This window comes from Vibrio sp. TBV020, from assembly GCF_046056895.1.
Classification (GTDB): domain Bacteria; phylum Pseudomonadota; class Gammaproteobacteria; order Enterobacterales; family Vibrionaceae; genus Vibrio.
Genome location: NZ_JBEEAQ010000001.1, coordinates 654,287 through 666,179 on the forward strand (window position 1 = coordinate 654,287; position 11,893 = coordinate 666,179).

An 11,893-nucleotide genomic window follows, 5' to 3' on the forward strand; every position below is an offset into this window, starting at 1 on the left:
CGAATTCCCTATCAAAAACTTCCCGCTTAAAACGAGAAAACCCCAGTCTTTCGACTGGGGTTTTGAATGTGGCGGAGAGATAGGGATTTGAACCCTAGATACGCTATTAACGTATGCCGGTTTTCAAGACCGGTGCTTTCAACCACTCAGCCATCTCTCCGTTGCGGGACGTATATTAGGTATAAGGCCTGAGCTTGTAAAGCATTAATTCACTGCCTATGGTTTAAGTGTTGATAAACTAAACAGCTCTAAGCTAATTCAGGACTCAAAGAGAGTTATTTTTGGCCTATTTCCTGAAATAAATGCTCTATTGATAGATTTGCAATAAAATAGTGTTTTATTAATAAGCAATTGAATATAAAAGGAAAAACCACTTTCGAGAAACACTTGTACGCCCGAAAGTAATTGCACAATAGTGTGAACTGTTTCAAAATTAACGGATTAACTGAGCAATATGGTCTTTATCTGAGGTTTTTATGAAAGTCGCTGACTTATTTAAACATCGCGGTCTAACAAATTCTAAACAACATTCAGAGCTTATGCACTGGATGACGCCTGTAGTACGTGAATACTGGGGTGAGATTGTTAACAAGGCACATAACCGTCATCTGTTCACTCGTCTGCGTGATTTCCATGCACCTGCAGTTAATGACGAGGTGAAACCAGCGCCAGTTGAACCTAAGCAACCAAAAGCCATTGAAATGAAACCTGAGGCTGAAGCTTTGTATTTAGAGCTTCAAGCAAAACTTGGGGAGGTTATTCATACTGGTGATTGGCTAGATGTCTCTCAGCAACGTATCAACCAATTTGGTCAAGTGACTGAAGATATGCAATGGATCCATACTGATCCTGAGCGTGCTGAAGCAGAATCACCATTCAAAACCACAATTGCGCACGGTTTTTTAACTCTGGCACTGCTGCCTAAACTGACTGACAGTGTTGATCCAGATAAGAACATGTTCCCTACAGCTAAAATGGTAGTAAACATCGGCCTAAATCAGGTACGTTTCCCATACCCAGTAAAAGCGGACAACCGTGTTCGTGCAGTGAGTACACTTTCAAAAGTAACGCCTATCCGTAAAGGTTTAGAAATTGAACGTGAAATTAAAGTAGAAATCGAAGGTGTTCGTCGCCCTGGAGCTGTCGTAACATCGGTCATTCAACTGCATTTCTAACGTTAGTACTTTCTAGGTATGGAAACGCCCGATGAGACTCATCGGGCGTTTTTGTTTCTACTGCTTGTCCATCGGGGACTGAGAAAAATCCAGTTTCTTCTCCACTTGAGATTCTTCTTTTGTTGGCTCTATAACATTAGAGTCCACCGGCACTGTTCCATCATCGTCAACGGGTATACCGCGCTTGTATAGCTTATTCAGAGCCTTAATGATCGAGTGTTTACCGACTTTGTTTTCACGTATTTTCTTCAACATGGGCTTAGATAAGCTTTGTAAGCCGACAACGGTATCGACACCAATTTGCAAAGCAACTTGATCACGCAAAGCTCTCGAAGGTTCATGCCCTAATTGAGCCGCGAGAAAGAGCCAGATGTAGCTGATAGCATTTCCGTTAGGCTTCTGCCCCATCCAAATTTCACCCGCTTTGTACATAGCCTCTAGGTGACCCTTTTCGCCGGCACGCTCTAACCAATAGCAGCCTCGGGCAAAATTGCTCGCGACACCAACACCGTTAATGTAGTTCAGGCCCAATTTCATCCGGCCTTCATTACTTTTTAGCTCTGTCGCTCGTCGATAATAGGAAGTGGATTTAGTAGGATCATTGTTATTGTCAGGAGCCCACCAATCCCCCAAGAACACCAACGCATCTACGTAGTTTTCTTTCGCGGCTTGCTCCATCACCATTAACGCTTTAGGCGTATTAATTTCTGTCCCGCGGCCATGGATAAGCGCTTGTGCCATCTCAAATTTATGGGGCAAGCTCCCCTCTGAAGCATTAATACAAGTCTGCCAAAATCTCGCTTGTTCTTTTAGGATTACATCCTGCTGCATTTTGTTACTGATGCGCACAATACCGTACATGCCCATCACGCTATCGAGCTTTGCTGCTTTGGTATACCAGTAAATCGCCTCTTTGGGATTTTTTCGCTCAGCTTCTTTACCCATAAACAGAATGGTAGGAATATCTCCACCTTCTGCTTTTGCAATCCGTTCTTGGTGTTCTTGCCGACGGTTTCGCTCGATTGCTTTTCTATGAGCAATTTCTCGTTGTTTACGCTCTTGCTCTAGTCGCTTTTTTCTAACGGATAAAGCAAGCATCCACATAAACATACCAAGTAAGAGCAGCCCTGTAACCCCTATGGCAATCCCTATAATATTCATTCGTTCTCTTATCGTATTTCGCTTTACCGTTCACATTTTTGTATCGGCAGCAAACTCAAATCATTAAGGCTTTTCATCATACCTGATATCGAAAATTCGTACACAGATACCTCCAACACTAATTAATATTGGTTGATATAATCATGCCCATACAAAAAATCCGAGCAGAGCTCGGATTTCTTTTCATTCTTACCGTGTAAACTACCTAAGGTTAAGACTCAGGAAATTCACCTTTTGCCGCTTGCCCATCAGCACTAGCAATCCAATGTTCATTGGGATCAAATGCTTCATCACATAGATCAATAGAGTACCCCATATCAAGCACTTCCTTTATAGTGAGATTATCCGCGACTTGTGTTTTCTCACCACGTTCATTTCGTAATTCCATCACTATATCCCTTCTTTGTAGCTTGCATTCTCACTAATAAGTTTAGTAGAAATATTCAGTTCCAAAGGGATAAAGTATGTGAGCTACAAAGTAAACTTTTGTTGTAGTGAACAGAACTGTAAGCCTTCGATAAGCTTCGACGCGTAGTCTAAACTGTCATCATCAAATTGAACCCCATACTTATGGTAATGAGACGTCTTTGATACGTTTTTCACGATCGCTTTTAAGATCTTGTCAGCGCCTAAATCCACTGCTGTTGCATGATTTATTTCTAGCTCTATCACCGAACCAACTCGGTAATTAGTTTTGTTACGATCAACAACAATGAGACAACCGTGTTGAGATATATCTCGAACCTGACAAGCATATTTATGTTTACTTGGTGATAGTAAGCCTTCAAGACCTATTTCCAAACGAGCACTAGATCGCAGTCCAACGACAACTTGGGTTGCTTTTGGTAGAGTGATCAGAAGTAATTCAGCCTCGCCACCATTCAGGACATATTCTATTTTACTCTTGAAATAGACGCGTGCTCCCTCACCTTTTGAAGAAATGACACACGCTTTAATCGAATAACCACGCTGCATAAACAGTGACATTTCTTGTGCTGACACAGGTGGCATTTCGAGCAACAGGATATTTTTTGAGTGTAAGCCGATGTAACGAGTACGACATTTAAGCACTTTACCTGTCGGGGTCGTCACTATACAAGCAACTTCACACAGGGGAAGTACGTCTTGAAATGCGTCTTCACCAAAACGTATCGAAGAAGAGTGATCTGCACCTTCCTGACTCGCACTTTCGGGCTGCTCACCGTCTGAAGAAGCTAAATCAATACCCTGCTGTTCTTTATCTTCAGCTAATTCTGTCATAATTGACCTTTATGCAAATACTTCCGTATGTGATTTATAATAGTTGAGCACTCGCTCGAAAAGTTTATAGATCACATTTGCCAAAATTTAAGCGAAAAAACAGTAATAAGGTTATGTTTTTGCAAGCTTTGTTTCTGACATCAATTTCTCGCACACTAAATCGATCAAGAAACGTTCGTTTTCTCTATCACAATTTGACGCTTAGGGCATATTGAGTCTAATACCCATATTCATCAATGCGACTTTCGTTTAGTTATCCTTGTGCCTGACATTATTAAAATTTAAACCAAAGATCGGCAACATACAACCTTTCGTACCATAACCAATTATTGACGCCGACAAGAATCAATGATGATAACAATTCGTAGTCAAGGCTGAGGAAACATAGAAAATAAAAAAGCAGAGCCATGAAAAGCTCTGCTATGCAAAAAGGAGGAAATAACCACCTGTTATTTGAAAGTGTAAAACTAGACGCTAGAGCGCAGCAACACTCCACTCATCTTATTCACTTAGATATTCACATAAGTAAGCCGTCGAGACCGCTACTTGTAAGTCGAAAGATGAATCACCTTGCACATCGAATGACTCTCCCGCGCGGTACGTGTTCCACTCTGTTTCACCTGCTTTTTTCACTGTCAAAGCGCCTTTTACAACGGTCATACGTTCTGCAGCTGCTGTACCAAATGTATATTCACCAGGTGCCATAACGCCAACGCTCGAGTCGCCATCCTCTTGAGTAAAACCTAACGACTGAACCTGCCCTTCAAAATAGCTATTCGCTTTGATCATCCTTTTCTCCTTGGGGGATAATATTGTTTCCATCGATTGTTTTATACGAACTAAGGCCATTCAGCAATAAACAAATTTCTCGGTGCCGACTTTGCAACTTTATGATTCATTGAAGAAAGGACGATTTGCAATTCAAAATGCCAGAACTTTTTACTGGTGGTCGATTATCCGCTGGACATATCCGTGTTTATAAAAATTCTATATTTGCCATCGTCTAAACTAAATGAGCGCTAAACTATAATGAAACAACTCATTTTCTGCATCAAAGTTTGGGCTTAGGTTCAATATTCTGTGGGCAAGAAATTGCGTTGGTGCTCGATATCCTACAATCTGACGAATGTTGGTACTAGATATCCTACAGTCTGTACTGTTGCCGTACTTTGTTTATTTATATGGGATACTCCCTACCATTATGACCAAAAATGTCGCCATAAAAACTGCTGCCATCGTAGTCTTTCTTTTGTTAGCCGCAGGGTTTTCTAGTCTGCTTTATGTCAGCTATCAAGACTATATTCACCCAAAACATGTCTATGGCAATTGGATTGAGGTTGGTGCTCCTCCGTATCAAACAGAAGTTCTAACACTCAATGCGCAAGGGGTATATAGAAATAATCGCTTAGTTTCTACACAGTTTGAATTTGACGGTAAACGTATTACGGTACAAACCGGAGGTGGTACTTCAATTTATCAGATTGCAGGTACCTTTAGTTCACCTCAACTCAGACGCCTTCAGCCGAATAGTCCTACACAGAGATTTATCAAAGAGGGTTATGAAAGTACAGTCGATATGGAAGGAGGAGGTGCAGCTAAACATCGCCGAGCCGCACTCTCAGAGCATTTTGGGAATAAATGACCAACCTATCCTGTCAGCACAACACCTTCAGGGCGTTTCACTAAAGATGGCTCAGGCCTAGCAAGCATATATGCCAAGGTTAGCGGCCCGATACGGCCGATAGTCATCACGACAATCATGATATATTTGCCCGGTTCAGAAAGCTCAGCAGTCAGGCCCGCGGTCAACCCTACTGTGGCGAATGCTGAGATTGTCTCGAACAATACTTTTTCGAAACTAGCCTTCTCAGTCAACATCAACAAAAACATCGCAAGTGTCAGTATCGCTCCACTTACAACGATAATTGCCAGAGATTTAGTCACAACTGGCCAACCAACAGTACGTTTAAACATCACCACATGTTTTTTCTGACGTAAAAAGGACCACGTTGCGACAAATGCTACCGCAAACGTCGATACTTTGATTCCGCCGCCGGTCGAAGTCGAACCAGCACCGATCAACATCAAAATGATCATTACGAGTAAGGCAGGCTGCGTATACTGTGCAAGGTCCACACTATTAAAACCAGCAGTTCTTGCACTTGCCGATTGGAAGAATGCAGCTAACCACTGACCGCTTGTTGTTAAGCCCGCCATGGTTGCTTCATTGTCATGTTCAAGGAGCCAGAAAAGAACAGTACCAGTCAACAGTAGTGCCGGAGTGGCCACCAGCATAATTTTAGTGTGTAGTTGAAAGGCTCTGAAGCCTCGCCGCCAGTTAGAAGAGACATCACCAACGACAGTAAACCCTAAGCCGCCAAAAATGAACAAACTTGCCAGCGTGAATATCACAACGGGATCGTCTACATAGCTCATCATGCTATCGGAGAATAGAGCAAACCCTGCGTTATTAAACGCCGAGATAGCATGAAACAAAGCAAAGAATAGCCCTTCACTCCAACCCATTTCCGGAACCCAACGACACGCTAACACGATAAAGCCAATAGCCTCAGCAACGCAGGCAAAAATAATGATACGTTTCACCAGTAAGCGTAGGTTTATCCGTCTATCTTGCCCTAATGCATCTTTCGCGAGAGCTTGTTGTTTAAGGCTCAACCGAACACCAAACATATACAGCAAAACAGCAGATAGTGTCATTTGACCAAGTCCACCAATCTGCATAAGCAGCATGAGCAGGATTTTCCCCGCAATTGTAAAATGGGCGCCAGTATCAACTACTCCCAGTCCTGTCACACTTATCGCAGAGGTCGCGGTAAATAACGCATCCGTAATCGATAAGCCAGTGACAGAAAAAACGGGCAACGTGAGGAGCACGGCGGCAGGAAGAAGCACGCCAAGAAAACTAAATAAGATGACACGCGGCTCTGAGCCTTTGCGTTGTTTTTGTCCCGAGTCCAACGCATAGAACATATCTTTACGAGCGAAAGGGTTCATAGAGAGCTCAGCTTTTTAGCCAAAATATCGCGGGGGCCAACAATTATGATCAAATCACCAATTTCGAGCGTTCTTTCTAACTCGGGAGCTTTGGTCACTTCGGGCCCGCGCTTAAAACCTAGAACCTGCACACCGACTTCTTTACATAGTGCGAGATCGCCAAGTGTCTTGCCTAATAATTTTGCCCCAACAACAATCTCCGTCATCGCCAAACCCGATCCAAGTTCTTGGAATTCCAGCACGCGTTTATCGAGCATTTTTCTCGCGACTCTAATACCCATGTCTCTCTCAGGCAGAATCACATGGTCAGCACCAATTTTATGTAGAATTTTTGAATGGAATTTATCATTGGCTTTTACCCAAACATTTTTTGCTCCGGCCTCTTTTACTACTAGAGTGCTTAAAATGCTCGCGTTTACGTCAGAACCAATAGATACCATCACCATGTCGTAATCACTTAAACGCAACTCAGCCACCGTTTCTTCGTTAGTACAATTTGCTACTAATGCTTGGCTAACCATTCCAGCGGCGGCTCTCACTCTTTCTTCATCTATGTCTACTGCAAGAACCTCGGCACCTGCTTGCTGAAGCTCCTGACATACAGAAAGGCCAAATCGACCCAGCCCAATGACCGCAAACTGTTTATCGCCTGATTTCATCTTAGTTCCTATTTCGATAGGGGAGAAAACGCCAAAGTGTGCGCCTGTCTAATTCAGTTATCAAACTGATTCCAAAATCTTGACACAGTTCTAACCTTGTTCAATATATCAACAATACGCACTGAATAAAGACACTAGTTTGGGTATAGGCAAAGACTTATACTTACGCTACAAATTTATGAAATAGAATTGAAAAATGAACGACTTGCTCACCTATTTACCACCATCCATCGCTGAGATGTTGAACAGCTGGGACACCAATGTTCTATTTATCACGATTGCCAGCTTACTCGCATGGATTGCTTGGCGCATTGTTTACGGTCGTCTAGAAATCCTAGTAAGTAAGACTCAATTCCACTGGGATGACCTCACCTTAGCCGCTTTAAAAACACCTGTTAGCACTTTGATTTGGTGTTGGCCTGCCACGATATCTGCTGGATTTATCCTTCAAGATTACATGGGTTCAAAGTTAAATTGGCTAAGTACCCTCAAACTAATTCTCGTTATAGGGATCTTTGTGTGGATCACTATGCGCCTGATTAACAATATCGAAGAATACGTCTTAGCGAATCAAAATAGAGATGAGACCACGGTTCAAGCGGTTGCAAAAGTCGCAAGGTTATTCTTTATCGTTATTGGTGCGTTGACGGTAATGCAAGCTTTCGGCTTAAGCCTTTCAGGTCTTCTCACCTTTGGTGGTGTCGGTGGTTTAATTGTCGGTCTCGCCGCTAAAGATCTTCTATCTAACTTCTTCGGCGGCATGATGATTTACTTCGACCGTCCATTTAAAGTGGGTGATTGGATTCGCTCTCCCGACCGTCAAATAGAAGGAACAGTAGAAAGAATCGGTTGGCGAATGACCATCATCCGTACATTCGACAAACGACCAATCTATGTTCCAAATTCGGTATTTAGCAACATTGTGGTCGAGAACCCGTCTAGAATGCTCAATCGTCGTATCAATGAAAATATCGGTATTCGTTATCAAGATGGTGCCAAGGTAGAGCTGATCGTCTCTGAAATTAAATCGATGTTAGAAAATCATTCTGATATCGACACAAAACAAACACTTATCGTTAATTTTAACGGCTTTGCACCCTCTTCATTGACGCTCCTTGTCTACACATTTACTAAGACGGTTAACTGGATTCGCTATCACGAAGTGAAGCAAGATGTTCTCCTAAAGATCTATGACATCATTCGCTCTCATGGTGCTGATATTGCGTTCCCAACCCAAACTATTCAGTTAGAGCCACAAAAAGCGGGGGAAGTCGAAGTTTCACCCGCATCGCACTAACACCGAATCACGCAATAGCTGAGCCGTCAGCTACTGCAATGCGACTTCGCGTTCCACGGTATCTTCGACTCTCTCTGCAACAAAGTAGAGCCAAATCATCACTAGACAGATGACAAAGCATAAACTGAACAGCCAGGTAGAACCGAGCCACTGAATCATCATCCCTCCAACCAACGGCCCAATTGCAAAACCAAGCGTATAAATTCCCGTCGCTCCGAAATACGAACCTCGTAAGTGTGCAGGCGCCAAACGGTCGATTTGTACATTGATAGTAGGGAAAGTTATCACTTCACCAACACTGACAATGAAACACGCAATCGCCCAACCTATTGCCGAGTCATTTGGCGACACAACAAACGCTAACTGACCGAGTGCAATGGCGACCATTCCGATGCGCGTTCGAGTAAACAGAGGAAGCGACTCCATCAACTTAAGCATTGGGAATTGGAGTAACACGATTGTGGCAGTGTTTACAAGCATCAACATGGCGATCAGAGTGGCTGCATCCGCTATGTCACTGCGCACGATGACCTGTGGTACCGATGATTCAAGTTGAGCGTAGACAAACATCAGCAACAGGTTTGCCAGTAGTAATAAGATGAAAATCTTATCTTTACTGATCACTTTTAACGTTTGACGGAAGTTAGGCAGTACTGATGTTTCTTTCAGCTTTTCACGCAATGACTGTTTTCTTTCAATCCCAAAGATGATCCACAACGCATAAGCCAGGTGTGTAAAACCCGTAACTAAAAACAGACCTTGCGGGTTCGCTAACGCCAGTGTCACACCAAGCAAAGGGCCTACCGCTCCGCCAATGTTAAGGACAAAATAACGAATGTTGAGCGCGAGTTCTCTATCTTTATGATCAGAGAGGGAGTCACCTAACACCGCTTTGGCAGGGCCATCAATCAGCGGATGCATCAAACCTGTCATCAAGACGAGAATATAAAACTGCCACATTTGATCGGCCAAACCAATACCACTGTAGGCGAAGAAGGCGATAACACACCCCGTTACCATCAGCCATTTGCGGCCAAATTTGTCTGACAAATACCCTGAATAAAGCCCAACAACAGAGCCCAGTAGAGAGGCAGCCGCAAGCATAGAGCCAACTTCAATCGCACTTGCGTCATAATCATTATACAAGAAGACAACTAAAAAAGGCCAAGCCATAAAGAAGCTGGTTCGAGCGATAAGAACACCAACTAAGACCGTCCATACTGGTAGATTAAATCGGCGTACTCGTTCCCACTGAAATAAGCTCTGCTCCTTATTCATTTACTCTCCTTCCCTAGCCGCATTGTTATCTATTTGTTATGCAACAGTATACGTTTGGTAAGTCTAAATGAAAGTAGTTATCAAAAAAAATGCCCGCTAAAAGCGAGCAAAAATTGAAAAGGCATTAAGTCATTAAAAAGAAATTTAGTTTTGAAATGTCATCGGCACGTTTGCCAGTTGTAAGTCTTTGTGTTGCCACCAGTAACTGGTTTTCATCCCACTGGTTACGTTCAAGGTTTCACCAACCATAGGCGTCACTAAGTTCGCGCCAGAGACCTCTGCTTCAGCGATTAAATCAGTCATTGGTTCATCCCATTTATGAGCAAACAATTCGTAAGTTGACCAGTGAACCGGGAACAGGTTTTCCGCTTTTACGTCGATAAAGGCTTGCATGGTATGTCTTGCCTGCATGTGGCCCCAGTTTTCAACAGGGAAGCCCTTTCCCTCTTTAACGTTGGCCGCTACTTCAATAAACGCCATATTAAACGGGCCATACTTTTCACCAATTTCTTTGAAGTGGGTATCGTAAGCAGTATCACCACTGTAGAAAAATGATCCATTACCGCCTTTAACAACCCAAGATGCCCAAAGCGTCGTGTTTGAATCAAATCCAGTGCGGCCTGAGTTATGGTTAGCGGGTGTGGCGACTAACTCAACGCCATTAATCTCGGCTGATTCCCACCAATCCAGCTCTGTTATCTGCTTCGGTGATACACCCCAAGATTCAAGATGTTTGCCCACCGCTAGAGGAACAAAGAATTTCACATTTTTGTCTGCGTAGAAACGAATGGTCGACTCTTCTAAATGATCATAGTGATCGTGTGAGATAACAATCGCGTCAGGTACTGGCAGTTTCTCACGGTTAATCGGCGCTTCCACATTTCGGCTAAATAATTTTTGCGCCACCCACGGTGAAGCGTATTCAAAAACTGGGTCGATCAAGACTCGCGTTTGGTCAATATCAATGAACAAGCTTGAGTGGCCTAACCAAGTCACTCGCATTGAATCACTTCGCTGCGAAAGTAGCTCAAGATTTACTGGTTGATGAGGCAGTGTATGACTTGGCTTTAAAGAACCGCGCTCGAAGAAAAATTTCCACATCACCGATGGCATGCTTTCAGGAGAAGCAACGCTCGGTAGTCGAGAGATGACTTTGCCCTCTTTGAATTGCGTAGACTGAGCAATTTTCTCAGCGCGTTGCTGTTTGCTTTGCGTGGATTCGTGTGTGTTGTTCAGGCTTTGGTATTGGTTGTATCCAAATAAACCCAACGCAGAAATTACTGATGCTTTAATCACATTGCTCATTTTCATGATCTCTTCGCTATTCAAAAAAGTAAACGATGGTGTATACTTTAGTTACTCCGAATCAAAAAGTAAACACATCCGTTTACTTTAACTATTCTGGAATAGAGCAATGATAAAAAGAAGCGATATAAAACAAGAAGATATCATTAAATCTGCTATCGAAGTTTTTTCTCAGAAAGGCTTTGACCAAGCCAGTATGGAGGGTATTTCCAAACAAGCTGGCGTATCAAAACGCACGCTTTACAAGTACTACCCAAACAAAGATGCGCTTTTTGAAGTGATTGTAGACAGATTGATGTGCCGCTTTGATGACCAACATGAAGTCGAGTTTGATCCTTCTGTACCAATTGAGCAGCAGTTGACTGAAATTACTCTGAAGCAGATGTGTTACATCAATAATGAAGATTTTCAAATCACCGCACGCTTAGTGATGGCAGAATGCATTCGTTGCCATGAAACGTCTAAAGTACTGGTGTCTAAATTTGAGTCGATCGAGGACTCTTATGGCTTACAGAAATGGGCTCAACAGGGTATTGATGCCGGAGTGCTTAGTATTGCCAATATCTCGCTTGCCATTGAACAATACATTGGAAGTATTAAAGCGATCATCTTCTGGCCACAATTGATCACTCATACTCCCCCTCCAAGTTGCGAGCAGGTAAAAGAGACCATTGAACACGCCGTAACAAGCTTTGTCGCAACCTACAAAGTAAAGTGAGTTCGTTTACATCGAGATGTAAAAA

The 11,893-nt window shown here is 42.9% G+C and carries 12 protein-coding genes and 1 tRNA gene; 4 read left to right on the forward strand and 9 right to left on the reverse strand.

The window, feature by feature from the left end; all coding sequences use genetic code 11:
• Positions 1-69: 69 nt before the first annotated feature.
• Positions 70-160 (reverse strand) — tRNA-Ser (locus AAFX28_RS02745).
• A gap of 316 nt (positions 161-476) precedes the next feature.
• Here AAFX28_RS02745 and AAFX28_RS02750 point away from each other — a divergent pair.
• Positions 477-1,175, forward strand: a complete 699-nt coding sequence (locus AAFX28_RS02750) for a MaoC family dehydratase (RefSeq protein WP_408685404.1) — start codon at positions 477-479, stop codon at positions 1,173-1,175.
• Positions 1,176-1,232: 57 nt separating this feature from the next.
• On the opposite strand, the gene AAFX28_RS02755 is transcribed toward AAFX28_RS02750, so the two are convergent.
• The 4 genes from AAFX28_RS02755 to AAFX28_RS02770 form a co-directional block, all read right to left on the reverse strand.
• Positions 1,233-2,336, reverse strand: a complete 1,104-nt coding sequence (locus tag AAFX28_RS02755) for a tetratricopeptide repeat protein (RefSeq protein ID WP_408685406.1) — start codon at positions 2,334-2,336, stop codon at positions 1,233-1,235.
• Between the two features lie 211 nt (positions 2,337-2,547).
• Complete coding sequence (locus tag AAFX28_RS02760) at positions 2,548-2,724, reverse strand: hypothetical protein (RefSeq protein WP_408685408.1); 177 nt, start codon at positions 2,722-2,724, stop codon at positions 2,548-2,550.
• 83 nt (positions 2,725-2,807) lie between these two features.
• On the reverse strand, positions 2,808-3,596 hold the full coding sequence (locus AAFX28_RS02765) for a PilZ domain-containing protein (RefSeq protein ID WP_408685410.1): 789 nt from the start codon (positions 3,594-3,596) through the stop codon (positions 2,808-2,810).
• Between the two features lie 501 nt (positions 3,597-4,097).
• A complete protein-coding gene (locus AAFX28_RS02770; RefSeq protein WP_408685412.1) occupies positions 4,098-4,385 on the reverse strand; it encodes a pyrimidine/purine nucleoside phosphorylase in 288 nt (95 codons plus the stop codon).
• Positions 4,386-4,797: 412 nt separating this feature from the next.
• Between AAFX28_RS02770 and AAFX28_RS02775 the strand changes: the two genes are divergently transcribed.
• Positions 4,798-5,238, forward strand: coding sequence for a DUF2850 domain-containing protein (locus AAFX28_RS02775; protein ID WP_408685414.1), 441 nt, complete (start codon positions 4,798-4,800; stop codon positions 5,236-5,238).
• A 5-nt stretch (positions 5,239-5,243) separates the two neighbouring features.
• Here the strand turns inward: AAFX28_RS02775 and AAFX28_RS02780 are convergent, their stop codons facing one another.
• Complete coding sequence (locus AAFX28_RS02780) at positions 5,244-6,611, reverse strand: TrkH family potassium uptake protein (RefSeq protein WP_408685416.1); 1,368 nt, start codon at positions 6,609-6,611, stop codon at positions 5,244-5,246.
• Positions 6,608-7,270, reverse strand: a complete 663-nt coding sequence (locus AAFX28_RS02785; protein WP_408685418.1) for a potassium channel family protein — start codon at positions 7,268-7,270, stop codon at positions 6,608-6,610. The genes AAFX28_RS02780 and AAFX28_RS02785 overlap by 4 nt, the downstream gene beginning before the upstream one ends.
• Positions 7,271-7,466: 196 nt before the next feature.
• Between AAFX28_RS02785 and AAFX28_RS02790 the strand changes: the two genes are divergently transcribed.
• Positions 7,467-8,567, forward strand: a complete 1,101-nt coding sequence (locus AAFX28_RS02790; protein ID WP_408685420.1) for a mechanosensitive ion channel family protein — start codon at positions 7,467-7,469, stop codon at positions 8,565-8,567.
• Positions 8,568-8,597: 30 nt separating this feature from the next.
• On the opposite strand, the gene AAFX28_RS02795 is transcribed toward AAFX28_RS02790, so the two are convergent.
• Complete coding sequence (locus AAFX28_RS02795) at positions 8,598-9,845, reverse strand: MDR family MFS transporter (protein WP_408685422.1); 1,248 nt, start codon at positions 9,843-9,845, stop codon at positions 8,598-8,600.
• A gap of 144 nt (positions 9,846-9,989) precedes the next feature.
• Positions 9,990-11,156, reverse strand: coding sequence for an MBL fold metallo-hydrolase (locus AAFX28_RS02800; protein WP_408685424.1), 1,167 nt, complete (start codon positions 11,154-11,156; stop codon positions 9,990-9,992).
• 103 nt (positions 11,157-11,259) lie between these two features.
• Between AAFX28_RS02800 and AAFX28_RS02805 the strand changes: the two genes are divergently transcribed.
• Complete coding sequence (locus tag AAFX28_RS02805; protein ID WP_408685425.1) at positions 11,260-11,868, forward strand: TetR/AcrR family transcriptional regulator; 609 nt, start codon at positions 11,260-11,262, stop codon at positions 11,866-11,868.
• The last annotated feature ends 25 nt before the right edge of the window (positions 11,869-11,893 follow it).